Here is a 22,929-nt window from a genome sequence, read left to right as displayed (position 1 = left end):
ATTGATTGAGGTGTAATTGGTATAAATTCATCGATTTATCAGTACGTTAATCTAATAAATTAAAACTTATGCCGATTTCATCTCTGTGATGCGAGCGCATTATAGAGGATTTTTTTTTGTGACGTAACACCAAAAGCAACCGTTTGCGTCATTTTTTTCATTAATTTTGAATTTCACCCTGTTTGAACAATTTTCAGACACAACAAGCTTAGTAACAAGCTATCACTTTGCCATACGAGCAGCCTTTGATATAAAGGCACTAATTGATGTTAGAGATCTCGAATTAATGACAAAGCTTTTTTATCATTCACTCAGCCGTGGCTTCACTCTATTTTTATTGACACTTTTAGTGAGTGGCTGCCAAATTGATTCCGAACCGAAAAGTGAACTTGACCAGATCCGTGAACGCGGCGTCTTGCGTGTTGGTACATTAAATAACCAACTTTCTTACTATATCGGTCCGGATGGTCCTTCTGGTTTGGATTATGAACTAGCCCGAGAATTTGCAGCGCAACTGAATGTAAGACTTGAGATGAAACCTGCGTATCGCCTCTCCAGTCTGTTTCCAGCCTTGAAAAACGGCGAGATCGATATTATTGCTGCAGGTCTTAGCCAATCGGAAGAACGACTCAAGGACTACCGTGCTGGCCCTGCTTACTATTACGTATCTCAACAAGTGGTGTATAAAAAAGGACAGTGGCGTCCACGTAATATTCAACAACTCGTCAATAAGCAAAAAGAGCTTGAAGATCAAAATGAAGGGCAGCCAATTTTCAGCGTAGTTGATGATTCTCATTTTGCGACAACGCTCAACGGACTTAAAAAAGATTACCCAGATTTTGATTTCCACATTGATATCAACTCTGATGTTAATGATCTGCTCAAAAGAGTATCTGATGGTTCATTGTTGTTTACTATGGCAGATTCGGTAGAAGTGTCACTTTCTCAACGAATTTACCCAGATCTCGCATCCGCCTTCGAAGTGACTGAAGATCAGCCTATCTCTTGGTTTATGCGTCGCTCACAAGACGAAAGTCTGTACGCCATGATGATCGAGTTTTTTGGTGAACTTAAACAATCTGGAGCTTTGGCATCGTTAGAAGAAAAATACATCGGTCACATTGGCACTTTCGACTATGTAGACACGCGTGCGTTTATCCGAGCGCTTGATAACCGACTGCCTAAATGGGCTCCGTTGTTCCAAAAGTATTCGGACGAGTTTGACTGGCGTTTAATTGCAGCACTGGCTTATCAGGAGTCTCATTGGAACCCGAGAGCAAAATCGCCAACAGGTGTGCGTGGTATGATGATGCTGACATTACCGACAGCAAAAAGTGTTGATGTCTCCAATCGTCTGGATCCAGAACAATCGATTCGCGGTGGCGTTGAGTACTTACGCAGAATGGTCGCTCGAGTCCCCGATTCCATTTCTGACCACGAAAAGATATGGTTTGCTCTTGCTTCGTACAATGTTGGTTACGGACACATGATGGATGCCCGTCGCCTAACCAAACTCCAAGGCAGCGATCCGGATACTTGGGCTGAAGTAAAAGACAGACTACCTTTGTTACGTCAGAAAAAATATTTCTCTAAAACCATCTATGGCTATGCACGTGGCGACGAAGCTCGCAACTATGTAGAGAACATCCGTCGCTATTATCAAAGTATCATCGGTCACTTAGAGCAACAGAAAGTCGTTAGCGTCGAATCAGGCACCGATGACATTACCGTCATTAATTTGCCGGTAGAAGATAATGGTGATGAAAATGCACTTGATGAGTCTATTGATGATTCACAAAATGACGATGGCAGCTTAGATTCTGAGCAAGAAGAATTGGCAGATGATAACCCTGCATCAATTCAAAAATAAACACTTGATTTTTTTGTTCGGAACCCATAAATAGTATGTGCATCCGCTCTTACTCTACAAATAAAAACAAGTAAAATCGGATACATAAAAACGTCAAATAAGTTTGATAGTTTAGCGCCCTGATTGGATGAATAATTGGGGTTTGTTGTGATAGTTAGTACTGAAAGGGGGACGTTTTATGCTTAAACGCAGGCCTAAACTCCTTAACAAAGCAGTATCAGCTAACCGCCGTCGCCGTATGCTAGCCAATACAAAGAAGAAAGTGCTAGCACGTCACCGAGCGTATGTACATTTGGAAGAACTGTACTTGTAATCAGCTGATATTTTAGGGATGCAAACATCTACGATCGTAGATGTTTGCCAAAATCCATTCTCACTCTTCTTGTTTTCTTATTCCCAATTCTTTTTCACGTTTTACTTCTATTTCTCAACCGTTTGATCTCGTTTCAGCTCATCTTTTAATGTCTTGATTTCTTTGCGACGACGCTTGAAGAAGGCTTGTAACTGTTGGCGGCACTCATCTTCTAATAAGCCTTTTTCAATCGTGGCGTAGTGATAAGCGGCGGGACTGTCAAAAATATTCAACACCGTACCTGCTGCACCAGCTTTAAGATCTGGAGCACCATACACAATTCGCTTTACTCGACTATGCAGCAAAGCACCAGCACACATAGGGCAAGGTTCCAGCGTGACATACAAAGTTGTATCTAACAGGCGATAGTTTTCTAACTTCTCACCGGCCTGACGTAAAACCTGAATTTCAGCGTGAGCGGTTGCATCATGGTTACCAATTGAACGGTTCCAGCCTTGAGCAATGATTTCGCCATCTTTGACCAATACCGCACCTACCGGAACTTCTCCCTGCTCTTCAGCCTTAGCGGCTAAAGCCATCGCTTGGCGCATAAAGAATTCATCTTGTGGGCTAAATTCAGCTTGGGATTCCGTCATTATTCTCTCTCTTGTTGGACTTGGGTTTGTTTGCCCTTTATTGGACGAAATTATACAACAGCTTCGGCGGATAAGCTTTGTGCAAGGTAATCCACCAGCAGACGTACTTTGGCCGATAAATGCCTATTGTGCGGATAAAGCGCCCAAACCCCTTCTCTGTCATCACGATACGAAGGAAGCACTTCGACCAATGCTCCTGAAGATAAATGTTCACTTACATAGTAATCCGGTAACTGAACCATGCCCATTCCGCGAAGTGCAGCATCCAACAATACAATGCCACTGTTGCAGTGAATATTGCCTTTTACCCGTATAGAACGTGACTGGCCGTGCTCCTTGAAGCGCCAGTGATCATAAGTTCCAGTCAAACATTGATGCTTATTAAGCTCAGACAAAGTATGAGGGACACCAAAGCGCGCTAAGTATTCCGGTGTCGCACAAACATATAACTGTCGATTACTCAGTTTCTTTGCTCGAAAACTGGAATCGTCTAACTGCCCCAAGCGGATAGCAAGGTCGACACCTTGTTCAATTAAATCGAGTTTTTGATTAGTGAGCACTAACTCTAGATTTAACTGTTCATGTTGCTGAAGAAACTGATGCAGTATAGGCGCTATTTTTTGCTCACCGTAAGTCACTGGAGCGGTCACTTTCAGTTTGCCTTGCGGCGTTTGCTGCATTTGAGTAACGGTTTGCTCTGCTTGTTCTAAACCTTCAACCAACACTCGGCATTGTTGAAAGTAAACCTGCCCTGCTTCAGTCAGAGACACTTTGCGTGTCGTTCTCACCAACAGTTTCACTTTCAGTCGCTCTTCCAGCGTCGCAACACGACGGCTGATATTTGCCACTGAAGTGTTTAAGCGCAGTGAGGCCTGAGTGAAGCTTCCACTCTCTGCAACCGCAATAAACTCGTTAATTCCTTCCCAACCTGCCATGGACAACTCTTTTTGATTATTACAATAGTGTAAAAGTTATTCTCATTTTCCCCCAATTATTAACCAAAGAGAAGCTTCTATACTAAAAGACTACTGATGGTGTTGGCAGTACACCAAACACTCCTCGTTATTGATTAAAAGGATGAGCAAATGTCACAAGACAAATTCATAAAATCACGCGCTGCGGTTGCGTGGGGGCCAAACCAACCTCTTAAAATCGAAGAAGTCGATGTCATGCTTCCTCGTAAAGGTGAAGTGCTAGTACGAATTGTGGCATCAGGTGTTTGTCATACTGATGCATTTACGTTATCCGGCGAAGACCCAGAAGGCGTGTTCCCATCGATTCTTGGTCACGAAGGTGGCGGTATTGTTGAGATGGTGGGTGAAGGTGTTACTTCTGTTGAAGTTGGTGATCACGTTATCCCGCTATATACAGCGGAATGTGGCGAATGTAAGTTCTGTAAATCAGGTAAAACCAACTTATGTCAGGCAGTGCGTGAAACTCAAGGTAAAGGTTTGATGCCAGACGGCACGACGCGTTTCTACAAAGATGGTCAGCCAATTTATCACTACATGGGTTGCTCAACCTTCTCTGAGTACACAGTACTGCCAGAAATTTCTCTGGCGAAAGTGAATAAAGAAGCACCATTGGAAGAAATCTGTCTGTTAGGTTGCGGTGTAACAACAGGTATGGGCGCGGTAATCAACACAGCAAAAGTGAAGAAAGGCGACACTGTTGCTATCTTCGGTTTAGGCGGTATCGGTCTTTCAGCGATTATCGGTGCTCGCATGGTCGGCGCAAGTCGCATCATAGGTATCGATATTAATGAGAAAAAATTTGAATTAGCGAAACAGCTGGGAGCTACGGAGTGTATCAACCCACAACACTTCGATAAGCCGATTCAGGAAGTGATTGTTGAGATGACTGACGGTGGCGTGGACTTCTCGTTTGAATGTATCGGTAATGTGAACGTGATGCGCCAAGCGCTTGAATGCTGTCATAAAGGCTGGGGCGAATCGGTTATTATTGGTGTTGCTGGCGCGGGTCAAGAGATCTCTACTCGCCCATTCCAATTGGTCACCGGTCGTGTATGGCGTGGTAGTGCATTTGGCGGCGTTAAAGGTCGCTCACAACTTCCGGGTATCGTTGAGCAATACCTTGCAGGTGAGTTTGGCTTGCAAGAGTTTATCACTCACACCATGGCCTTAGATGAGATCAACGATGCATTTGATTTGATGCATGCTGGCGAAAGTATTCGCTCTGTCGTTCACTTCGATAAATAGTGCAGAGCGATATATAAAAACAGCGTATACCTTTTAATTTCGAGTGGCTGCCCGTTTAAGCAGTCACTTCAGAAAACTGGGTATAGGAGGAAGAATGAGTTTAATTAATCATAGCCAAGCGAAAGTTTTCGATGGCTGGCACAAGCAATACATTCATCAATCCAGCACACTCAATTGTGAAATGCGCTTTGCCATTTATCTGCCGTTAGAAGCGACCGAAGATAAACCAGTGCCTGTGCTGTATTGGTTATCAGGTCTCACCTGTACTGACGAAAATTTTATGCAGAAAGCGGGCGCTTTCAAAAAAGCGGCAGAATTAGGAATTGCAATTGTCGCTCCAGATACCAGCCCTAGAGGCGAAGGTGTTCCGGATGATCCGGAAGGTGCTTACGATTTCGGCCTCGGTGCAGGTTTTTATCTTAATGCAACTCAAGAGCCTTGGCAGGAGCATTATCAGATGTACAGCTACATCGTTGATGAACTGCCACAACTGATAGAAGCAAATTTTCCTGTTAGTAAGCGCAAAGCCATATCAGGTCATAGTATGGGTGGTCACGGCGCGTTAACGATTGGTATTAAAAATCCAACGGCTTACTCGTCGATATCTGCATTTAGCCCTATATGTCACCCGATGGCCGTGCCTTGGGGACAAAAAGCGTTCCGCAACTACTTAGGCGAAGACAAAAGTAAATGGCTACAGTATGACGCGGTCGAGTTAATGAAAACTCACCTAGTAACCGCGCCAATATTGGTTGACCAAGGCAACGCAGATAGCTTCTTAACTGAGCAGCTCAAACCAGAGACATTGCAATCCGCAGCCATTGAAGCAAAAGCAAATTTAACTCTGCGCATTCAGCCAGGGTATGATCACAGCTACTACTTCATTCAGACATTTATTGATGAACATCTTGAGTTTCACGCTAATCACCTGAAAACAGAGTAATGTTTTATCTCAATGCCAAAAGCCCGCGACATGCGGGCTTTTGTATACAGTTTATGACTCTCTCGAATTACTAGGTAATAAACTCACTGTATTTGGACAGCATGGTTTGCAGAGAGACAGTTTGCTTACTTCCGTTTCGGTCAAACCAAGACACTTCCATAGTGATAGTTTTTACGGCCAATGCTGGATTGGGTTCATGCACATCCCAACTCACGCTGTAAACAGGATCTTCGTTACATACATAGGAAGCAATACTACTATCATAATCAGGCGTCTTAACGCGCAGATGAGTAGCTTTCGAGCCTCGAGTTCGAAACCACTCTAACCTCTGTTCCGCAACATTCAACGCTTTAATACTGTTTAAAGCATAATCGGCACGCTGCTCAATATAGGCTTGAAGTTTGATAAGACCTAAAGCACTCACGCCAATCAAAGCAAAAGTGATCATCACTTCAACCAAACTAAAACCCGACTGTTTGTTTTTATTCTGCATACCAAGATCCTTCTCTCCACCTTGGTGGATTAACATTTGCCTGTACGTTGTTGATGACATCACCGTTAAAATTGACTTCCAATGAATCATTAAACACCGCTGCCTGACCTGGTGTATCAAAGTACTGTCCACCAGATAAACTGAACGCACCATATTGATAATATGAAGCTATGTTGCGAAATGACCGCTCAATCACAGAAGTGGGGTGATTCAAAATCCTATTCGCCACAAAGCCTCCCCATTGATAAGGAGATGCAACAAACTCTCGATTGAAATGAAATAGAACCCCTTTGAACGGCTGTGATGAACCACCGGGAGGCTTGCCCATCACCGAGAAAATACCTTCGTGGACGAGTATCAAAACGCCGTCAGTAACAGAAGCAGCATTAACCAAGTTATTGTATTCAGACATTTTGATCTCACACCCTCCTTCAACCCAAAGGAAGTGTTTGCCAGAGCGAATTTGCGATGCCAATGCACTGCCGCAGTTATGCACTTGCTTAGGATACCCAACGCCTTCCATCACCGTTACTTTGTCACTCATTTTCACTTTGTCATGTTCGTGTGCAGGAACATTAAAGAACTGTTCGAATAAAGATAAATTGGTATCTTGAACAACGTCTTTTCCTAAATGTCTCCACGATTGCCCGAAAGATCGATGAGAAGATGCACAATCTTTGTAACCGGGGTTATGAAAATCTTCATAGGGTTTTCTGCCGTGAACAACCCCCTGATTGGTCAATGATGGTGAATAAAAACGTCTCCCATAACGAAGAGCAACACATTCCCAACCTCTCTCCGTTAACTTGCCGGGATCGGGTGTCGCAAATGACAAGCTAGAGTGAAAATACAAATCCGCGTTCGACTGAAGCGCCCCAGAGCTCAATCTATTCTTAATCAGGATTTCTTTTTCTACAGTACTGTATCCACTTTGAGCAACCACGCGCTGACCATGAACGGAAGGTATAAAAGACGCAATAACTCCATGCCCAGAGCCACAATCAGTAATATTTTGTGGAACCTTATTTTCAACTCGGAATTGCGCATAACCACATTCGATAGCACCTTCCGCTAACCAATGATTTTGCCGAGATTTAATTTCATTTTGGGATCGTTTAATTTGGTAAAAAAGCGATTTCTGAGAGCCCAACGTCACCGTTAACGCCACCATTAATAAAATAGAGGTGACCGCTAAAGTGGTAACACCTTTTTGTAAGCTCCTACTCATTGCCAGTTCCTCTGCGTCACTTTGAGCTCTAGATATTGATTAATTTCAGGGTATTTCGTCAGATGAGCAGCCATGCGAACAATAACAAAAGCACTTTCTACATCATCACTATCAATCTGGTGGCGAGTAACCGAGAATTGGTTCACAGATATTTGGTTAGGGTCAAACACGGAATAACAGTTACCAAATTGAGTTGCAGCAGAATAAACAGAGATCAGCGTTGGCCGGCTTTTTTCGCAGAACATCAGACTAGAAGTTTTACTATTTAACCAATACAACACGTGTCTATATTCGGGAGGAGTGCTTGAGCGAACTTTATACACATACCCCAATGCGTTAGGTTGGCTATGTACATAGGTGACTTTTGACTCACCCAAGAATCGCGCTGAAGTATCAAATCCATCATCGAATCCAGCTCTTAATATGTCCTCTTTTAGTTGATGCAATGTGCTTGATATGTTTTGCAGCAACATGATTTGTTTACTTTTTTCACTAGCAGATTTTTGAGTTGAAAGGAGCACACTCCCCATGGTCGTTAATGCTATTCCTCCTAGTAGAGCTGCAACCATGAATTCAACAATGGAGAAACCACTAATTTTGCGAATTGCACTGCGAGTAACCATAGAACTCCCCTCCTTCTCCGCAAACAATGAGTCGACTAGCACCAAACGAACTTCTTAAATTCAACGGTTTCTCAATCACATTGGCCAATGCAAAGCGCAAGGTGCCATTGGTTACCTTACCTCTGATGCCATTGAACTTAATTTGATTCGATGGGTGATTAGATTGGAAAAATATGTTTCGATACCTATCTCCTGTCATAACCTGTATCGTTTCCCCTGCAGCTGAAACTTCAGAATCAGTCACACGGATAGACCACTTCCCCGTTACCGTAGGATTACTATCCATTTCAATATGAGCCCAGAGATCGGCATTACGAAAAACAGCTTCTGATTTAGCTTGGACAAGAAACCCATGCAACTCAGACGCTAAGTTCATGATTTTGTGTTTCTGTTGGTAGAGATAAAGGTTCGGTGCAGCAAAAGCTAACAACACCGACATAACAGAAATCGTGATGAGCATCTCTAGTAAAGTGAACCCGCGAAGCATTTCCCAAATTCCTCTGTAAGTCTTGCAATTAATATGAATCAACTTGCAACGATACTAACAGGTACTAAAAATGGCGTAGGTTGATATGGAGAAGTAATAGAAATGATTCGTACATTTTACTGCAAGATAGCGTCACGTAAGCATCAAGGTTTGACACTCATCGAATTAATCTTAGTTGTCGCCATCATTGGAATTCTAGGAGCTATCGCCTACCCCAACTACAGTGACCACATTAGGAAAGCACATAGAAAGCAGGCAATGGCCGATATGTCTAAATTGCAACTCTACTTGGAAGAGCACTACGACAACGGTTATTCGGCCGATAGCATAATGACGAACGGTATTTGCAATAGCTTTTGCGAAGTGGATAGTGACAGATATGAGATTTCAGCCACTGTCAGTCAGACAGGCTATTTGATTACAGCAACGCCGAAGGCCACAAAAGGACAGAACAACGACACCTGCCTAGGGAATACCTATAACAAGTTGACGCTATCACACACAGGAGAAAGTTTACCTAGTGTTTGCTGGTTGTAAGTTTCAAAAACAAATAAGGCCAGCAATGCTGGCCTTATTTTTAGTTTTCATCACCAGATATTAGCTGGTTAGATCATCGAAGAATTTCTTAACACCGTTGAAGAAACCTTCTGATTTAGGCTTGTGCTTTTGACCCGCTTCGCCACCGAAAGAGTCTTCCAGTTCACGTAGCAGTTCTTTTTGACGTGAGCTTAGTTTCACCGGCGTTTCTACCACCAGCTTCACTAGCAAGTCACCAATTGCACCACCACGTACACTCTTCACACCTTTACCACGCATACGGAACATACGACCTGTTTGCGTTTCTTCTGGCACTTTCAAGTTTACACGACCATCAAGTGTTGGAACTTCAACATCACCGCCAAGAGCTGCCATAGCAAAGCTCACTGGCACTTCACAGTAAAGGTTATTGCCATCACGTTCAAAAATATGGTGCTCTTTCACGTGTACTTGTACGTACAAATCACCTGCTGGTGCACCCATTTCTCCCGCTTCGCCTTCACCAGATAAGCGAATACGATCGCCAGTATCCACACCTGCTGGGATTTTAACGTTAAGGGTTTTGGTTTTTTGCTTGCGACCTTGACCATGACAGTCATTACATGGGTCTTTAATGATTTTGCCTTTACCATTACAGGTAGGACAGGTCTGTTGCACAGCGAAGAAACCTTGGCGCATTTGCACTTGACCGTGACCATGACAGGTTCCACAAGTTTGTGCAGATGTACCTTTCTTAGCACCAGAGCCATTACAAGTATCACAGTGAACTAGCGTTGGTACTTCAATTTCTTTGCTGCAACCGCGAACCGCTTCTTCTAGAGTCAGTTCCATGTTGTAACGTAGATCTGCACCGCGCTGCGCACGAGGACCGCCACCGCCGCGACGAGCACCACCGAAGATGTCACCAAAGACATCACCGAAGATGTCACCGAAGTCAGCACCGCCGCCGCCAAAGCCGCCACCGCCCATGCCACCTTGTTCAAAGGCTGCATGACCATATTGGTCATAAGCGGCTTTTTTCTGATCATCAGTCAGAATTTCATACGCTTCTTTTACTTCTTTAAACTTATCCGCAGCAGTCGCATCACCCGGATTACGGTCTGGGTGAAATTTCATTGCTAGGCGCTTATACGCCTTTTTAATATCGCGCTCTGAGGCATCACGGCTAACGCCTAATACTTCGTAAAAATCACGTTTTGACATGTTTTAAACTACCAATTACTTTGAGCGAGAAGCGCTGTGCTTCTCCGTCATTTATCAATCAATCTAGATAATATTACTGACAACAAATTTAGGTTTTACTTAGCAATCACTATGTTGACGCTATCAGTTGACGAGCAAATAGTATTATCTAGATAGACTCTACAACTAGAAACATGCGGGCGAGAGAGATACTCTGACGCCCGCAAGTAAATAGAATGAATCGTGAACACAGATGACCAGCCATTTAACAAGCCATCCGTTTACAACAAATTATTTCTTGTCGTCTTTCACTTCTTCAAATTCAGCGTCAACAACATCGTCTTCTTTAGAAGCTGATTGCTGCTCATCGCCTGCACCTTGTTGTGCTTGTGCTTGCTGTTGAGCAATTTCCATTAGCTTCTGAGAAGCTTCCATCAACGCTTGAACTTTTGCATCGATTTCTGCTTTGTCGTCGCCTTTCTTCGCAGTTTCTAGTGCTGCTACAGCGGCTTCGATTTTCTCTTTATCTTCTGCTGGAAGAGCTTCACCTGCTTCAGCAACTTGTTTTTGAGTTGCGTGAATCATTTGGTCAGCTTGGTTACGTGCAGTTGCTAGCTCTTCGAACTTCTTGTCCGCTTCTTTGTTAGCTTCTGCTTCTTGTACCATTTTCTCGATTTCATCGTCGCTCAAACCGCCTGAAGCTTGGATCGTGATCTTCTGCTCTTTACCAGTTTGTTTATCTTTCGCAGATACGTGAAGGATACCATCCGCATCTAGGTCGAAGATAACTTCGATTTGAGGCATACCACGTGGTGCAGGTTGAATACCTTCTAGGTTGAATTGACCTAGAGACTTGTTATAAGTCGCTTGCTTACGCTCACCTTGTAGTACGTGAATCGTTACTGCACTTTGGTTATCTTCAGCAGTTGAGAACACTTGGTTCGCTTTAGTAGGAATCGTCGTGTTTTTCTCAATTAGCTTAGTCATAACGCCACCCATAGTCTCAATACCTAGAGACAGTGGAGTTACGTCTAGAAGAAGTACGTCTTTAACGTCACCAGCAAGTACACCACCTTGAACTGCAGCACCAACCGCTACTGCTTCATCAGGGTTTACGTCTTTACGAGGTTCTTTGCCAAAGAACTCAGTAACTTTAGCTTGAACCATAGGCATACGAGTTTGACCACCAACTAGGATAACGTCAGTGATGTCACCTACAGACAGATCTGCATCCGCTAGAGCAACTTTTAATGGATCTAGTGAACGTTGAACCAAGTCTTCAACTAGAGATTCTAGTTTCGCACGTGAAACTTTGATGTTCATGTGCTTAGGACCAGTCGCGTCAGCTGTCACGTATGGTAGGTTAACGTCAGTAGACTGAGCTGAAGAAAGTTCGATCTTCGCTTTCTCTGCTGCTTCTTTTAGACGCTGCATAGCTAGTGGATCGTTCTTCAGGTTGATACCTTGTTCTTTGTTGAACTCGTCAACCAAGTAGTTGATTAGACGGTTGTCAAAGTCTTCACCACCTAGGTGAGTATCACCGTTGGTCGATAGAACTTCGAAAGTCTTCTCGCCTTCAACTTCATCGATTTCGATGATTGAAATATCGAATGTACCACCACCAAGGTCGTATACAGCGATAACGCGGTCGCCGCCTTTCTTATCCAAACCGTAAGCTAGAGCAGCTGCAGTTGGTTCGTTGATGATACGTTTAACTTCTAGACCTGCAATACGACCAGCATCTTTCGTTGCTTGACGTTGAGCATCGTTGAAGTAAGCAGGAACTGTGATTACAGCACCAGTTACTTCTTCACCTAAGAAGTCTTCTGCAGTTTTCTTCATTTTCTTAAGAACTTCTGCTGAAACTTGAGGTGCAGCCATTTTTTGGCCTTTCGCTTCAACCCATGCATCACCGTTATCAGCACGTACAATTTTGTATGGCATGATTTCGATATCGCGCTGAACTTCTTCGTCTTCGAAACGACGACCGATAAGACGCTTAATAGCAAATAGCGTGTTTTCTGGGTTCGTTACAGCTTGACGTTTTGCAGGTTGACCGACCAATGTTTCGCCGTCTGTATATGCAATAATAGAAGGGGTGGTACGCTCACCTTCTGCGTTTTCAATTACGCGAGGTTTGTCGCCGTCTAGTACAGCAACACATGAGTTAGTCGTACCTAAGTCAATACCAATGATTCTACCCATCAGGCTATCTCCGAAATAAATTCTCTGTTCGTTTGTTATGCCCTTATCGGGCCACAAAGCTAAACATGTATGTTTGCTTCTTGTATGCCCCATAGATAAGGGCGGCAAAAAGCATTTCAAGGGGAAAAATGAAAAAAAATAAAAATTATCGGCTTTTCGAGCTTTTTTTTTGATGCTGGATATAAACTCAGCGCCCTACAACCTAATTTCACTCGATAAAGATTGTCTTACGACAAACTAAACGGGAGGCCCTTGCCTCCCGTTTTCATTCTTTTTCAGTAAGATTACTTAGCAACCATTACCATTGCTGGGCGAACTACACGACCGTTTAACTCATAACCTTTTTGCATCACAAACATAACGGTGTTTGATTCGTGGTCTGGGCTTTCTTGAATTGACATCGCTTGATGGAATTCAGGATTGAAAGCTTCACCTTCTGGATTAATTTCTTTCAAACCGAACTTCTCAATCACACCAATGAAAGTTTTGTGTGTTAGTTCAACACCTTCAACCACAGGTTTAATCGCTTCGTTTTCCATGTCAGCCGCTTGAATCGCACGCTCTAGGTTATCGATAACAGGCAACAGTTCTTCAGCAAAACGGTTCAAAGCAAATTTACGTGCTTTATCAATTTCTTGCTCAGAACGACGACGCATGTTCTCAACTTCAGCTTTAGCGCGTAATACGCTGTCTTGCTGATCTTTCAAACGCTGTTCAGTAGAAAGCAATGCCGCCTCTAGCTGAGCAATTTTTGCTTCTTGCTCATCAAGCACTTCGCCTTCTTGCGCGTCATCTTGATTCCAATCGATATCAGCATCAGTGCCGACAGCTGCAGCTTCAACTTCAACCGCTTCTGGCTTCAGCTCTTCATCTTTAACTTTGTTTTCTTGGTTGCTCATGATATCTCCTGCATTCCTTCAGTTATCTCATTTACGTAATAACCGCTAAGGAACTGAATTCTCTTTTACGTTCTTGACACAAAAATTCGCATAAAAGCGTAACTTGCCTTTATTATGGGGATGAAGAATTTTGATTCAAGCCTAATTCAGTTGGAAACTTATGAAAAAACCATTTGAAGTCATCGCCATCATTGGCAAGCCTAGAGATCAACAAGCAATTCAGACTCACAAAGAATTGTATCAATGGCTTACAACTCTAGGTTATTCCGTATTTATTGACGATAGGCTCAAAGAAATCTTAACGGATATTCCTCAAGACCACTTCTCAAGTTTAATCGAACTTGGTAGAAAGGCAGACCTCGCGATTGTTGTCGGTGGTGACGGGAATATGTTGGGTGCCGCTCGTGTGCTCTCTCGCTTTGATATCTCTGTTATCGGCGTCAATCGCGGCAACTTAGGCTTTCTGACGGATCTAAACCCCGAAGATTTCCAAACACACCTGCAAGCAGTCTTGCAAGGTGAATATATGGAAGAAGAGCGCTTCTTACTGGAAGCGGAAGTTCACCGCCATGGACAAGTCAAAAGTCACAATGCTGCTTTGAATGAGGCTGTGCTTCACCCAGGCAAAATTGCCCATATGATCGAGTTCGAAGTGTATATTGATGACAAGTTCGCGTTCTCTCAGCGTTCAGACGGTCTTATCATTTCTACCCCAACAGGCTCCACAGCCTATTCTCTTTCTGGTGGCGGTCCTATTGTCTCCCCTAGCCTCAATGCGATTACACTAGTGCCAATGTTTCCTCATACGCTTTCTTGTCGTCCTTTAGTGGTTGATGGTAAGCGACGCATTAAGTTGGTGGTGTCACCAGACAACAGAGGTACTCAGGAAGTGAGTTGTGATGGACAAATATCTTTGCCTGTATCACCGGGTGATGAAGTGATCATTTACCAGAGTCCAAATGTACTTAAGCTGATTCATCCAAAGGATTATAGTTACTACAGCGTGTTGAGAAGCAAACTGGGTTGGTCAAGTAAGTTGTTCTAACTAAAACTAAATTATTTTTGATAAACCCAAAAACCATTTAAGCTTAAAGTTGACTCAGTTCACACAACAAGTAGAATATGCTCTGTCCTCAGGACGAAAGACAATTAACTATTTAACGGTGAAAAAATGAACTCAGCACTATTATCAATTTTCAAAGGTCAAAATAATCTTGAGCTAGGTAAAGTGTTAACGCCTTCAATGACTGCGGTTGCTATGTGTGTACCAACATTTGCGGTTATTGGACTGTTAAGTCTTATCTCTATGGCATAAAATGCCAAGCCGAATTCAAAAAATAAAAAAGACGCTAATTAGCGTCTTTTTTATTGCTTAAGGTTTAACACTCTCTCAAAACGAACTGCTCTGTTGGTTCAATAAATTCATTCTGAGCGGTTACCGTTTGAAGTTCCCATTCATCCGCGAACTTAGTTTGTTTCACTACGCCATAAACCGCTTCATTGCAGTGTTTGAATGCCCGTGACGCTGACCATCCTTTTAATAGTCCTGCAGTGAATACAGCTGAAATCAAGTCACCAACACCAACCAGAGCTTTATCAAAATCAAGTTGAGGCCGTTGCGCTAAATAACATTTATCACCGACTGCCAACATCATTGAAAACTCATTGTCCGATAAGCAATATAAATGCTTAACTAAGACGATTTTAGGTCCCATCGTTAACGCTTTACGACAAGCTGAAATCGCATCATCCAGCGTTTTGATCTCCATATCGACAAATTGACTCAGTTCAAATTGATTCGGAACGATAACATCCGCCATTGGCATTAGTTTTGTGAGCAAATGTTCAGCAACACCGTCTGCGACGATGCACCCTTTGTCAGGCGCACCCATCACCGGATCACATACATAGAGAGCACTCGGGTTTGCTAAACGTGTTTGCTCGACAATTTCAGCAATAGCAGCACACTGCTCTGCACTACCTTGATAACCCGTAAGAACTGCACGGCATCCTTCCAATGCTCCGATGTTACTCAGACCATCAACCACTTCCCTAATATGATTTGCAGCAAACACACTTCCCTTCCATCCTTGTTGGTACTGAGTATGGTTAGAAAATTGCACAGTATGAATCGGCCATACTTCGAAGCCCATTCGCTGCATCGGAAATACAGCACTACTGTTACCCGCATGTCCATAAGAAACATGTGATTGAATTGAAAGAATACCTTGCATCGTTATACCTTAAAGACTAATTAAAACGTATATAGGACAGTCATACCGCTTAGGGTATCTTCTTGCTTACCAGCACCTAGATTATCTTCCTCGGTTTTTCTCACTTCACCAGAAATAATCAACTGCCGAGTTGCATGGTAACTCAAACCTAGCGTGTAACTACTACGTTCTCCGTCAATATTAAATGAACGGTCATCAAAGTTGACCTGAGACAAATAAACATAAGGGCGCAGGCCAATATCAAAGTAGTAATGAGCATACAAGTCATAAGCTGTAGCGTCTGCATATTGATTCGAATTACCTTCGGTTACTCGATAGTAAAGCAAATCTGTTTCATGAGCTTTTTTACCAGCGGTGACGGCAGCCGAGACTTGAAGTCCCTTATTTGAATACTTAGCCGCTAGCGTAGTGATTTGCTGCGAGTCGCCATCAAGAGCATCTGCATAACCATCTACTTTATTCTGCATATGGGTCGCCCCCAAGCTCAAACCAAAATCAAAGTCATAACTCACGGCGATAGCCATATTACTATCTCGCTTTAAATCACCGGCGACATTTGAAACATCATTAAAGCCATATTGAGCGGATAGATTTAGCGCATCAAAGCTCTTACGGTAAACCACAAGATTGTCGCCTCGGGCGGTCGCCATGAAGCCACCATCTTTACCATCAGAGAACAAAGGTGTCGCATCTGGATCAAAAACAATTAGGTTATCCATGTAACCCGCAACATCATGGTAAGCAGAATATTGCTTACCAATACGTACACTACCCCAGTCTTCATTGTTCACGGTGAAGTAACCCAAACGGCTACGGAATTGATCGTGACCACTAGTAGAGTAATTTCCTTTTGAGTCAATACCGCCAATTGAATTTGATGGCGGATTTAACAACGTGTCCCACTCAAATTTAACGTCTGTAGACCAACCATTATCTAGTTGATTTTCAATCGCGATACCTAAAGTACTGCGGCTGGTATTAAAAGAGTGGTCAAGGAAATGAGCTGGCTGCCAATAGTCCATTAAAAATGCGCCGGATACATCAACTTTATTTGTTTCATCTTGATAAATAGTTAAAGCAAAAGCTTGGCTCGAAACCATCAGGCCAGAGATTACTAATAATTTTTTATGATTTATTCTCATTTCACATTCCAATATTTAATCAAAATCAGGCACAAAAAAAAGCATGAAAATAATCATTAAATGAAAATATCATGCTATTTAGTTTTTATTTAAAAAGGCGAATATAGGGGGAGTCTTCGACTTTTATTTTGTTGCGATTACTTCAATTTCAACTTTTGCGTCCATTGGCAAACGAGCCACTTCTACGCAAGAACGAGCTGGGAAAGAAGCGTTATGGCTTTCAAAAAACTCACCATACGTTTTATTTACAATAGGAAAGTCATTTAAGTCTTTTACAAATACCGTTGTTTTTACGATATTTTTTGCACTTAGACCTGCTTCTTCAATGATAGACAAAGCATTATTTAGTGATTGTAGCGTTTGCTCTGCTACATCTTCTGGCATCTGTTTTGTTTCTGGGTTAATTGGTAATTGACCTGAAGTAATTACCATACCACCTAGATTAACACCTTGAACATAAGGACCAATTGCCAAAGGGGCTTTTGATGTATTAAGAATATCAGCCATTGTTATTTCTCAAATTAATTAAAAGAAGTAAAAGATTGGCCTGTTTTGAACAGTTAACAGGCCACTATTTTATTAACCTGTAAACACAGGAAGTAGGTTCAGCATTGACATAAAGTGGAATACCGCTGTCAACACACCAAAAGTGATTAGCACCACAATCATTGCATTGCCACCTGGCGCCATAAAGCCTTCGTTACCACCTTGCAAAGTGCGAGATTTACGCGCCAGAAACGCAGGTGTTAGACAAGCCCAAACTGTAGCGGCAGCACCTGCATAACCAATCGCAACAACGAATCCGAATGGGAACAGTAAAGACAATACTAGTGGTGGTAGGAAAGTCGCTAACGCTGTTTTGGTGCGACCTTGCTTTGTATCTTCAAACTTGAAGAAGTCGGCTAAGAAGTCAAATACACCTAAGCCTACACCAATGAAGGAAGAAAGAATTGCCGCCATAGAGAATGCGTTGATTGCATTTGCAACTTTGTCTGAATCAATTGCTCCGCTTAATGCAGCAAGCAATGCATCTACATCACCACCTTTTTCAATGACAGGTCCAAACTCTGCACGAGGTAAGTTTCCGTAGATACTGAGCATCCATAGGAAATATAAAGTTAACGCAATCGCTGTACCACCGAGAATCGCTTTCTTAGCTCGGTTTTCACAACCATAGTAAGAACGCATACTTGAAACAGAGTGGTGGTAGCCAAATGACGTAAGAGCGACAGGTAACATCGCCATTGCGTAAGGCGCATAGCTAGATTCTTCGCTGATACGGTCAAATAAGACTGAAGCGTCAATATTCACGGCTAAGCCTGATACACCAAATATGAAGCTTAAGGCCATGAACGCGATTAGAACAACCGAAATACGGTCTACAGCACGAGTAGAGTGCCAAACAAACAATGAAAAAATAGCAACAAACAATATTGAAGCTATTTTATTATTAATATCTAAAACACCTTGTAGGATAAGACCTGCAGAAGTTGTATATGCGTATAATAAAATCCCGCCAACAAAATATACAGCTAGGTTATTAATGTGATTAACTTTGCTACCCAACATATCTTTGGTAACGGTATCAAAAGATACTTTTAAATCGTAATGTTTAAAAGCTTCTAATAGCATCCAGCCTGATACTGTCATCATAATCATAGTGAAAGCAATGGCAATCAAAGACCAAAGGGTCCAGGCTCCAGCACCAGCACTCGGTAAACCTAACATACCAGCACCAACACAGACACTCGCTATGATACAAGCTCCGCCAATTAAAGATGGACTTTTATTCATAATTTTGTCTCTTCTTAATATTTCGTAATTGGAAAAATAAAATCTATTATTAATAGAAATAAAATAAAAACCTAAATCTATTATTGATAATAAATAAAAATAAAAACAAAAATAAAAATTTATATTTGATACGAATATGGATATTAAAAATGTATTGACTAGAATAATGAGCGCGCCTCGACGAGAGGAAAAGGCGCGCTAGATATTAATTACATTGCGTAATCAGTTTAATTACTCAACTTCTTTCAAACGAGCAGTGAAGTGACGAAGTACTTGTGGCTCGTAAGTGAAATCAAGGCCTTTAACGTTTGCTGCGTTTTCTTTCACTTTTTGGAATGCTTCGATAACGTAATCCATGTGTGTTTGCGTGTAAGTTGCACGTGGAATTGTTAGACGTAGCAATTCAGCTGGACACTCATGTTGCTTACCTGTCGCAGGGTCACGACCTAGTAATAGTGAACCGATTTCAACTGCACGGATACCTGCAACTTTGTATAGCTCACATGCTAGAGCGTGTGCAGGGAATTGACCTGCTGGAATATGAGGTAGCAATTTACCCGCATCAACGAATGCTGCGTGACCGCCTGCTTGTTGACAAACAACACCGATAGCTTCTAGACCATCAACTAGGTACTGAACCTGACTGATACGGTACTCTAGCCACTCTTGACGCATAGCATCGTATAGACCTACAGCCAAACGCTCCATAGCGCCGCCTTCTAGACCACCGTAAGTAGGGAAGCCTTCTTGAACCACACAAAGAGTACGAGATTCAGTGTAAACATCCATCATTGATTCATCTTTGAAACAAAGTAGGCCACCCATCTGTACCATTGCGTCTTTCTTCGCAGACATCGCTAGTGCATCAGCGTACTTGTATGTTTCGCGAGTAATTTCTTCGATCGTCCAGTCTTGGTAACCAGGCTCACGTTGCTGAATGAAGTAAGCATTTTCTGCGTAACGCGCTGAGTCCATAATTACTGGAATGTCGTACTTCTTCGCAATTTCGTAAACAGCTTTTAAGTTAGCGATAGAAACTGGCTGACCACCTGCTGAGTTACAAGTAATAGTACTTACAATGTAAGGAACGTTGGCTGGACCCGCTTCTTCAATCGCTAGCTCAAGTTTTTCTAAATCGAAGTTACCTTTAAAATCAGCATTCACAGAAGTATCGAATGCATCATCTGTATAAACGTTTTTCGCGACACAGCAGTTAACTTGAGTGTGTCCTTGAGTTGTATCGAAGAAGTAGTTAGATAGAGCAACCATCTTAGAACGGTCTAGACCTTTCTCTTTCTCACGTTTCTTGATAAGGATCGGGATGTAAATTTGCTCAGCACCACGACCTTGGTGAGTCGGGATAGTTAGCTCGTAACCAAAGATATCTTTAACGGCATTTGCAAGTGCATGGTAGCTGCGGCTACCACTGTACGCTTCATCACCCATCAGCATTGCTGCTTGCATTTTTTGGGTAATAGCACCAGTACCACTGTCGGTTAGAAGGTCAATGAATACATCTTCACTGTCTAGCAAGAATGGGTTCATACCTGCTTTTAGAATCGCTTCTTCACGGTATTCACGAGTCGTTGTTCTTACTGGCTCAACTACACGGATGCGGAATGGTTCTGGTAAGTGTTTGAAGTTTTGCATAATAATACCTTTATATTTTATATCTGATATTAACTATTTATTATTTTAAGCATGGGGACACACGCTAATTAAATAGCTAAATAATTTTAAGAAAAACATTTAATAAACAACCGTCACAAGAAAACCAAATAAATAAAGTTCGCTTGATAGTTATAAATTTTAATTTTAACGAGATGATCCGAGTCAGAAGCCGTAGCAGCTCTAACTAGATAAGATTAGAATTGTGTAAAAGAAGGCAGGATAGAAATTTGATAATCGTGCGTATACCAAGCTAATGAGCTTGACCATAACTGATCTAGATTTTTTAGATTGTTCGTCATATCTAATTCCATCATGAGTTATAGTTGGTTAACTGATGCACATATTTTTTAATAAACCACGAAACAAGTAAATTAAAACCAAAGGTAAATGTGACTAACATCCCTATAATTAGTGGATAACAAGCTACAGTTCACAAAAATATATCTTCAAATATTCGTAATAGATATTCAAAAATTAATTAATATTTTCACCCATAAAGATAGATGATGTGACGTTCTATTTTTTAACAAAAAATATAATAAAATATAAAGTAGCACGTCATTATGTCACCCCGCGATTCGCCACCTTATGTGACTCGGTTCACACATTTAATGTGGCACTCATTTTTTAATTTCCACCACTTTACTGTATAAAGAAACAGTATATACTGTCTCTTTATACAGTATTGTTTAATTACACAGGTGACAAAATGCTGGCTCATTTAAGCGTGAACAACTTTGCTATTGTGAAATCTTTGCAGCTTGAGCTTTCACAAGGAATGACAACGATTACAGGTGAAACTGGTGCAGGTAAATCCATCGCAATTGATGCTCTGGGTTTATGTCTGGGTGGTCGATCAGAAGCCAGCATGGTAAGGCAAGGTGAAGATAGAACCGAAGTCAGTGCCTCGTTCAATTTAGACAATAACATTCAAGCTACACGCTGGCTTGAAGATAACGACTTGCTCGATGGAAACGACTGTATTCTACGCAGAACCATCACTAAAGAAGGTCGTTCAAGAGCTTTTATTAATGGTAGCCCGGTTCCAGGGTCTCAGCTAAAAGCGTTAGGGCAACTGTTGATAAATATTCATGGGCAGCACGCACATCAACAACTGATGAAATCAGATCAACAACTCGCGATGTTGGACCAATATGCTAATCATACCAATTTGCTAAAAAGTACCCGTGTTTCTTATCAGAATTGGCGTCAAGCCAACAACCAACTCACTCAACTAAAAGAAAACCGTCAGCAAAATCAGGCTCAACTTCAATTACTGGAATATCAGATCAAAGAGCTGAACGAATTGGCAATTGGTGAAGAAGAGTATAGCGAAATAGAACTAGAGCATAAGCGCTTATCTAACAGCGGTGATCTTGCAACGAACTGCCAGAAAGCGATCACTTTGATCGATGAAGGTGAAGAAGTTAATGCACTCAGCTTATTACAATCCACCAGCCATACCTTAATTGAACTGGCTGAAATGGACAGCTCACTTGCTACGCTACCAAATATGATCGCAGAAGCGATTATTCAGTTGGAAGAAGCCAATAATGAACTTCGTTCTTATCTCGATCATATTGATGTAGATCCTGAGCGTATGGCTTATGTAGAAGAACGCTACTCGAAGATTATGTCTCTTTCGCGTAAACATCATGTTCTCCCTGAAGAGCTTTATCAGCATCATCAAGACTTACTAAAGCAAATTGAGCAACTTGATAGCTCTGATGAAAAACTCTCAGAACTGGAAGCTGACGTAGCAAAACAGTATCAAGAGTTTCTTACTCAAGCAGAGAAGTTAAATAAATCTCGTATTCGCTACGCTAAAGAGCTGGATAAACTGATTAGTCAAAGCATGCATGAATTGAGCATGGAAAAAGCCCAATTCAAAATTGATATTAATAGCCAAGTGGATCACCCTACCCCATTAGGAATCGATTCAGTAACCTTCTTGGTGTCAACTAACGCAGGTCAACCGCTTCAACCAATTGCGAAAGTAGCATCTGGTGGTGAACTATCACGTATATCGCTCGCTATCCAAGTGATCACTGCACAAAAAGTGGATACGCCTAGCTTGATCTTCGACGAAGTGGATGTGGGTATTTCTGGTCCGACTGCGGCTGTAGTTGGCAAAATGCTGAGAAAACTGGGGGAATCAACACAGGTTCTTTGCGTGACTCACTTACCTCAAGTTGCGGGTTGCGGTCATCACCAAATGTTTGTTGCAAAGCAAATCAAAGGCAGTAAAACCGAAACGCAAATGATGAAGCTCGATAACGAGCAACGAGTCACTGAACTCGCTCGCTTGCTTGGTGGTAGTCAGATTACTGAATCCACATTGGCCAACGCAAAAGAGCTATTAATTGCTGCATAGAACACAAAAGTAGCAATTTTTTGTCTACGCTTTGCAACCAAATTCAAAATTCGTAGTCTCAACTAGCTCATAGCGATTTG

At 42.1% G+C, this 22,929-nt stretch carries 22 protein-coding genes; 8 read left to right on the top strand and 14 right to left on the bottom strand.

Annotated elements, in window-relative coordinates; translation table 11 throughout:
• Positions 1–286: 286 nt before the first annotated feature.
• Together mltF and HUO09_RS22495 are read left to right on the top strand one after the other, a co-directional pair.
• The gene (mltF, locus tag HUO09_RS19055) at positions 287–1,870 is read left to right on the top strand and encodes a membrane-bound lytic murein transglycosylase MltF (protein ID WP_188235023.1); all 1,584 of its coding nucleotides are present in this window, start codon (positions 287–289) and stop codon (positions 1,868–1,870) included.
• A 178-nt stretch (positions 1,871–2,048) separates the two neighbouring features.
• Entirely contained in the window at positions 2,049–2,183 is a 135-nt protein-coding gene (locus HUO09_RS22495; RefSeq protein ID WP_262926951.1) for a hypothetical protein, read from the top strand.
• 107 nt (positions 2,184–2,290) lie between these two features.
• Here HUO09_RS22495 and tadA read toward each other — a convergent pair whose 3' ends face one another.
• A complete protein-coding gene (tadA, locus tag HUO09_RS19050) occupies positions 2,291–2,818 on the bottom strand; it encodes a tRNA adenosine(34) deaminase TadA (RefSeq protein WP_167411947.1) in 528 nt (175 codons plus the stop codon).
• A gap of 50 nt (positions 2,819–2,868) precedes the next feature.
• A complete protein-coding gene (locus HUO09_RS19045) occupies positions 2,869–3,753 on the bottom strand; it encodes a LysR substrate-binding domain-containing protein (protein ID WP_167411946.1) in 885 nt (294 codons plus the stop codon).
• 150 nt (positions 3,754–3,903) lie between these two features.
• Here HUO09_RS19045 and HUO09_RS19040 point away from each other — a divergent pair, with 150 nt between their 5' ends.
• Positions 3,904–5,037, top strand: coding sequence for an S-(hydroxymethyl)glutathione dehydrogenase/class III alcohol dehydrogenase (locus tag HUO09_RS19040; protein ID WP_167411945.1), 1,134 nt, complete (start codon positions 3,904–3,906; stop codon positions 5,035–5,037).
• 94 nt (positions 5,038–5,131) lie between these two features.
• A complete protein-coding gene (gene fghA / locus HUO09_RS19035) occupies positions 5,132–5,980 on the top strand; it encodes an S-formylglutathione hydrolase (RefSeq protein WP_167411944.1) in 849 nt (282 codons plus the stop codon).
• A 70-nt stretch (positions 5,981–6,050) separates the two neighbouring features.
• Here fghA and HUO09_RS19030 read toward each other — a convergent pair whose 3' ends face one another.
• The 4 genes from HUO09_RS19030 to HUO09_RS19015 are packed head-to-tail and all read right to left on the bottom strand — an operon-like array spanning position 6,051 to position 8,811.
• The gene (locus tag HUO09_RS19030) at positions 6,051–6,473 is read right to left on the bottom strand and encodes a prepilin-type N-terminal cleavage/methylation domain-containing protein (RefSeq protein ID WP_188235022.1); all 423 of its coding nucleotides are present in this window, start codon (positions 6,471–6,473) and stop codon (positions 6,051–6,053) included.
• Positions 6,463–7,701, bottom strand: a complete 1,239-nt coding sequence (locus HUO09_RS19025) for a hypothetical protein (protein ID WP_188235021.1) — start codon at positions 7,699–7,701, stop codon at positions 6,463–6,465. The genes HUO09_RS19030 and HUO09_RS19025 overlap by 11 nt, the downstream gene beginning before the upstream one ends.
• Positions 7,698–8,324, bottom strand: a complete 627-nt coding sequence (locus HUO09_RS19020; protein ID WP_188235020.1) for a pilus assembly protein PilW — start codon at positions 8,322–8,324, stop codon at positions 7,698–7,700. The genes HUO09_RS19025 and HUO09_RS19020 overlap by 4 nt, the downstream gene beginning before the upstream one ends.
• A complete protein-coding gene (locus HUO09_RS19015) occupies positions 8,293–8,811 on the bottom strand; it encodes a GspH/FimT family pseudopilin (RefSeq protein WP_188235019.1) in 519 nt (172 codons plus the stop codon). Before HUO09_RS19015 ends, HUO09_RS19020 begins: the two co-directional genes overlap by 32 nt.
• 96 nt (positions 8,812–8,907) lie before the next feature.
• Here HUO09_RS19015 and HUO09_RS19010 point away from each other — a divergent pair, with 96 nt between their 5' ends.
• Positions 8,908–9,348 (top strand): type IV pilin protein, encoded by a 441-nt coding sequence (locus HUO09_RS19010; RefSeq protein ID WP_167411965.1) that lies wholly within the window; start codon positions 8,908–8,910, stop codon positions 9,346–9,348.
• 60 nt (positions 9,349–9,408) lie between these two features.
• Here HUO09_RS19010 and dnaJ read toward each other — a convergent pair whose 3' ends face one another.
• The 3 genes from dnaJ to grpE form a co-directional block, all read right to left on the bottom strand.
• Positions 9,409–10,551 carry a molecular chaperone DnaJ gene (gene dnaJ, locus HUO09_RS19005; RefSeq protein ID WP_167411931.1) on the bottom strand — a complete coding sequence of 381 codons (1,143 nt, stop codon included), beginning with the start codon at positions 10,549–10,551 and terminating at the stop codon, positions 9,409–9,411.
• A gap of 270 nt (positions 10,552–10,821) precedes the next feature.
• A complete protein-coding gene (gene dnaK / locus HUO09_RS19000; RefSeq protein WP_167411930.1) occupies positions 10,822–12,735 on the bottom strand; it encodes a molecular chaperone DnaK in 1,914 nt (637 codons plus the stop codon).
• Positions 12,736–13,019: 284 nt separating this feature from the next.
• Entirely contained in the window at positions 13,020–13,634 is a 615-nt protein-coding gene (gene grpE / locus HUO09_RS18995) for a nucleotide exchange factor GrpE (protein ID WP_188235018.1), read from the bottom strand.
• 160 nt (positions 13,635–13,794) lie between these two features.
• Between grpE and nadK the strand changes: the two genes are divergently transcribed.
• Entirely contained in the window at positions 13,795–14,679 is an 885-nt protein-coding gene (gene nadK / locus HUO09_RS18990; protein ID WP_167411928.1) for an NAD(+) kinase, read from the top strand.
• A gap of 126 nt (positions 14,680–14,805) precedes the next feature.
• Positions 14,806–14,949: a hypothetical protein gene (locus HUO09_RS18985; RefSeq protein WP_167411927.1), complete on the top strand. Its 144-nt coding sequence runs from the start codon at positions 14,806–14,808 to the stop codon at positions 14,947–14,949.
• A gap of 64 nt (positions 14,950–15,013) precedes the next feature.
• Here HUO09_RS18985 and pdxY read toward each other — a convergent pair whose 3' ends face one another.
• The 5 genes from pdxY to tnaA all read right to left on the bottom strand — a co-directional run bounded on the left by pdxY (position 15,014) and on the right by tnaA (position 20,454).
• Positions 15,014–15,868 (bottom strand): pyridoxal kinase PdxY, encoded by an 855-nt coding sequence (pdxY, locus tag HUO09_RS18980; RefSeq protein WP_188235017.1) that lies wholly within the window; start codon positions 15,866–15,868, stop codon positions 15,014–15,016.
• A gap of 20 nt (positions 15,869–15,888) precedes the next feature.
• Complete coding sequence (locus HUO09_RS18975) at positions 15,889–17,010, bottom strand: porin (protein ID WP_188235016.1); 1,122 nt, start codon at positions 17,008–17,010, stop codon at positions 15,889–15,891.
• A 123-nt stretch (positions 17,011–17,133) separates the two neighbouring features.
• Positions 17,134–17,517 (bottom strand): Rid family detoxifying hydrolase, encoded by a 384-nt coding sequence (locus HUO09_RS18970; protein ID WP_167411924.1) that lies wholly within the window; start codon positions 17,515–17,517, stop codon positions 17,134–17,136.
• A 72-nt stretch (positions 17,518–17,589) separates the two neighbouring features.
• Positions 17,590–18,804 carry an aromatic amino acid transporter gene (locus HUO09_RS18965; RefSeq protein ID WP_188235015.1) on the bottom strand — a complete coding sequence of 405 codons (1,215 nt, stop codon included), beginning with the start codon at positions 18,802–18,804 and terminating at the stop codon, positions 17,590–17,592.
• Positions 18,805–19,035: 231 nt separating this feature from the next.
• Positions 19,036–20,454 carry a tryptophanase gene (tnaA, locus tag HUO09_RS18960; protein WP_167411922.1) on the bottom strand — a complete coding sequence of 473 codons (1,419 nt, stop codon included), beginning with the start codon at positions 20,452–20,454 and terminating at the stop codon, positions 19,036–19,038.
• 730 nt (positions 20,455–21,184) lie between these two features.
• Here tnaA and recN point away from each other — a divergent pair.
• Positions 21,185–22,849: a DNA repair protein RecN gene (gene recN / locus HUO09_RS18955; protein ID WP_188235014.1), complete on the top strand. Its 1,665-nt coding sequence runs from the start codon at positions 21,185–21,187 to the stop codon at positions 22,847–22,849.
• The last annotated feature ends 80 nt before the right edge of the window (positions 22,850–22,929 follow it).

Origin of the sequence: Vibrio sp. Y2-5 (genome assembly GCF_014596725.1) — a bacterium.
In the GTDB taxonomy this organism is placed as follows: Bacteria; Pseudomonadota; Gammaproteobacteria; order Enterobacterales; family Vibrionaceae; genus Vibrio.
This window is presented reverse-complemented; position numbering and strand designations above follow the sequence as displayed.

What these genes read in the sequence shown, in the direction of transcription:
- mltF (WP_188235023.1), top strand. Translation starts at nt 287, where the DNA reads ATGACAAAGCTTTTTTATCATTCACTCAGCCGTGGCTTCACTCTATTT.
- HUO09_RS22495 (WP_262926951.1), top strand. Translation starts at nt 2,049, where the DNA reads ATGCTTAAACGCAGGCCTAAACTCCTTAACAAAGCAGTATCAGCTAAC.
- tadA (WP_167411947.1), bottom strand. Translation starts at nt 2,818, where the DNA reads ATGACGGAATCCCAAGCTGAATTTAGCCCACAAGATGAATTCTTTATG.
- HUO09_RS19045 (WP_167411946.1), bottom strand. Translation starts at nt 3,753, where the DNA reads ATGGCAGGTTGGGAAGGAATTAACGAGTTTATTGCGGTTGCAGAGAGT.
- HUO09_RS19040 (WP_167411945.1), top strand. Translation starts at nt 3,904, where the DNA reads ATGTCACAAGACAAATTCATAAAATCACGCGCTGCGGTTGCGTGGGGG.
- fghA (WP_167411944.1), top strand. Translation starts at nt 5,132, where the DNA reads ATGAGTTTAATTAATCATAGCCAAGCGAAAGTTTTCGATGGCTGGCAC.
- HUO09_RS19030 (WP_188235022.1), bottom strand. Translation starts at nt 6,473, where the DNA reads ATGCAGAATAAAAACAAACAGTCGGGTTTTAGTTTGGTTGAAGTGATG.
- HUO09_RS19025 (WP_188235021.1), bottom strand. Translation starts at nt 7,701, where the DNA reads ATGAGTAGGAGCTTACAAAAAGGTGTTACCACTTTAGCGGTCACCTCT.
- HUO09_RS19020 (WP_188235020.1), bottom strand. Translation starts at nt 8,324, where the DNA reads ATGGTTACTCGCAGTGCAATTCGCAAAATTAGTGGTTTCTCCATTGTT.
- HUO09_RS19015 (WP_188235019.1), bottom strand. Translation starts at nt 8,811, where the DNA reads ATGCTTCGCGGGTTCACTTTACTAGAGATGCTCATCACGATTTCTGTT.
- dnaJ (WP_167411931.1), bottom strand. Translation starts at nt 10,551, where the DNA reads ATGTCAAAACGTGATTTTTACGAAGTATTAGGCGTTAGCCGTGATGCC.
- dnaK (WP_167411930.1), bottom strand. Translation starts at nt 12,735, where the DNA reads ATGGGTAGAATCATTGGTATTGACTTAGGTACGACTAACTCATGTGTT.
- grpE (WP_188235018.1), bottom strand. Translation starts at nt 13,634, where the DNA reads ATGAGCAACCAAGAAAACAAAGTTAAAGATGAAGAGCTGAAGCCAGAA.
- nadK (WP_167411928.1), top strand. Translation starts at nt 13,795, where the DNA reads ATGAAAAAACCATTTGAAGTCATCGCCATCATTGGCAAGCCTAGAGAT.
- HUO09_RS18985 (WP_167411927.1), top strand. Translation starts at nt 14,806, where the DNA reads ATGAACTCAGCACTATTATCAATTTTCAAAGGTCAAAATAATCTTGAG.
- pdxY (WP_188235017.1), bottom strand. Translation starts at nt 15,868, where the DNA reads ATGCAAGGTATTCTTTCAATTCAATCACATGTTTCTTATGGACATGCG.
- HUO09_RS18975 (WP_188235016.1), bottom strand. Translation starts at nt 17,010, where the DNA reads ATGAGAATAAATCATAAAAAATTATTAGTAATCTCTGGCCTGATGGTT.
- HUO09_RS18970 (WP_167411924.1), bottom strand. Translation starts at nt 17,517, where the DNA reads ATGGCTGATATTCTTAATACATCAAAAGCCCCTTTGGCAATTGGTCCT.
- HUO09_RS18965 (WP_188235015.1), bottom strand. Translation starts at nt 18,804, where the DNA reads ATGAATAAAAGTCCATCTTTAATTGGCGGAGCTTGTATCATAGCGAGT.
- tnaA (WP_167411922.1), bottom strand. Translation starts at nt 20,454, where the DNA reads ATGCAAAACTTCAAACACTTACCAGAACCATTCCGCATCCGTGTAGTT.
- recN (WP_188235014.1), top strand. Translation starts at nt 21,185, where the DNA reads ATGCTGGCTCATTTAAGCGTGAACAACTTTGCTATTGTGAAATCTTTG.